At 65.8% G+C, this 2,260-nt stretch carries 2 protein-coding genes; one reads left to right on the plus strand and one right to left on the minus strand.

Going from position 1 to position 2,260, the window contains the following annotated elements:
- The coding region (locus VFL64_RS03675; RefSeq protein WP_489539032.1) for a kinase/pyrophosphorylase at nt 1–113 on the minus strand (113 nt) is incomplete at its 3' end.
- Between the two features lie 206 nt (nt 114–319).
- Between VFL64_RS03675 and ppsA the strand changes: the two genes are divergently transcribed.
- A partial coding sequence (gene ppsA / locus VFL64_RS03680; protein WP_489539031.1) for a phosphoenolpyruvate synthase occupies nt 320–2,260 on the plus strand: 1,941 nt, incomplete at its 3' end.

Consider the following 2,260-nt stretch of genomic DNA (forward strand, 5'->3'; position numbering starts at 1 on the left):
GGCCGGCGCACATGACGTGGCTTGCCCGGAAACTGCGCCAGGATGGAGTTGCCGAAGGTCTCGGCCGTGATGCCGGTGCCATCCGAGACGAAGTAGACAGTGCGGTTTGGCATGGGGGTGGGCCAAAGTCATGTGGTGCCCGATCATAGGCAAATCGCTCGTAGAATCGATTCGACTTCTCCCAGTCACCAGCCATGCAGCCGCCCGCTCCCTCACAAGAATGCATCGCGCAGCGGGCCGCGCAGCACACGCTTGAGCCGCATTTCGGCTCGCGTCCTCACTGGGAACCCCCGGTTTTGCAACATCACGGAGCTTTCCCATGTCACCCACAAACCTGGCGACCGCCCTGGTCGTGCCGTTTGAACACCTGAGGATGACCGACGTCGAGTCGGTCGGCGGCAAGAACGCCTCCCTCGGCGAAATGATCAGCCAGCTGGCCGCCTCGGGCGTTCGCGTTCCGGGCGGCTTTGCCACCACGGCGCATGCGTTCCGCCAGTTTCTGGCGCACGACGGCCTGGCCGACAAGATCAACGCACGCCTGTCCGCACTCAACACGGAAGACGTGCGTGCATTGGCGCAAGCGGGAGCCGAGATCCGCAAGTGGGTGGAGGAAACGCCGTTCCCGGCCGACCTTCAGGCCGCCATCACGGCCGAGTTCGCCAAGCTCACCGCCAGCAGCCCCGGCGCCTCGTTCGCGGTGCGCTCCTCGGCCACCGCCGAAGACCTTCCCGACGCCAGCTTCGCCGGCCAGCAGGAGACCTTCCTCAACGTGGTCGGCATCGACGACGTGCTGCACAAGATGAAGGAGGTGTTCGCCAGCCTCTACAACGACCGCGCCATCAGCTACCGGGTGCACAAGGGCTTTGCCCACACCGACGTGGCGCTGTCGGCCGGCGTGCAACGCATGGTGCGCTCCGACCTCGGCTCGGCCGGCGTGATGTTCACCATGGACACCGAGAGCGGCTTCAAGGAGGTGGTCTTCATCACCTCCAGCTACGGCCTGGGCGAGACGGTGGTGCAGGGCGCCGTGAACCCCGACGAGTTCTACGTCCACAAGGCCTCGCTCAAGGCCGGCAAGGCAGCGGTGATTCGGCGCAACCTGGGTTCCAAGCTGATCAAGATGGAATTCGCCACGCCGGAAGAGAAGGCGACCAGCGGCAAGCTCGTGAAGACCGTCGACACGGCCACGGAGCAGCGCAACCGCTACTCGCTCAGCGATGCCGACGTGACCGAACTCGCGCAGTACGCCCTCATCATCGAGCAGCACTACGGCCGCTCGATGGACATCGAATGGGGCAAGGACGGCGTGGACGGCAAGCTCTACATCCTGCAGGCCCGACCCGAGACGGTGAAGAGCCAGCAGGAAGGCAAGGCCGAGCAGCGCTACAAGCTCAAAGGCACGGGCACGGTGCTGGCCGAGGGCCGCGCCATCGGCCAGAAGATCGGCACCGGCCCCGTGCGCATCGTGCACAGCCTGGCCGAGATGGACAGCGTCCAGCCGGGTGACGTGCTGGTCACCGACATGACCGACCCCAACTGGGAGCCGGTGATGAAGCGCGCTTCCGCGATCGTCACCAACCGCGGCGGTCGCACCTGCCACGCCGCCATCATCGCCCGCGAGCTGGGCATCCCGGCGGTGGTGGGCTGCGGCGACGCGACCGACACCCTGAAGGACGGCGCACTGGTCACCGTGGCCTGCTCCGAAGGCGACACCGGCTACATCTACGACGGCCTGCTCGAAACCGAGATCACCGAAGTCGAGCGCGGCGAGCTGCCGTACTGCCCGATCAAGATCATGATGAACGTGGGCAACCCGCAGCTCGCATTCGACTTCGCGCAGATGCCCAACAGCGGCGTGGGCCTGGCGCGGCTCGAGTTCATCATCAACAACAACATCGGCGTCCACCCCAAGGCGATCCTCGACTACCCGAACATCGACATCGACCTCAAGAAGGCGGTGGAATCGGTGGCCCGCGGACACGCCTCGCCGCGCGCCTTCTACGTCGACAAGCTGGTCGAGGGCGTGGCCACCATTGCCGCGGCCTTCTGGCCCAAGCCGGTGATCGTGCGGCTGTCCGACTTCAAGAGCAACGAGTACCGCAAGCTGATCGGCGGCTCGCGCGACGAACCCGAGGAAGAGAACCCCAGGCTCGGCTTCCGTGGCGCCTCGCGCTACGTGAGCGACGGGTTCGGCGACGCCTTCTCGATGGAGTGCGAGGCCCTGAAACGTGTGCGCAACGACATGGGCCTCACCAACGTC

This window comes from Rhizobacter sp., from assembly GCF_035702065.1.
Classification (GTDB): domain Bacteria; phylum Pseudomonadota; class Gammaproteobacteria; order Burkholderiales; family Burkholderiaceae_C; genus Rhizobacter.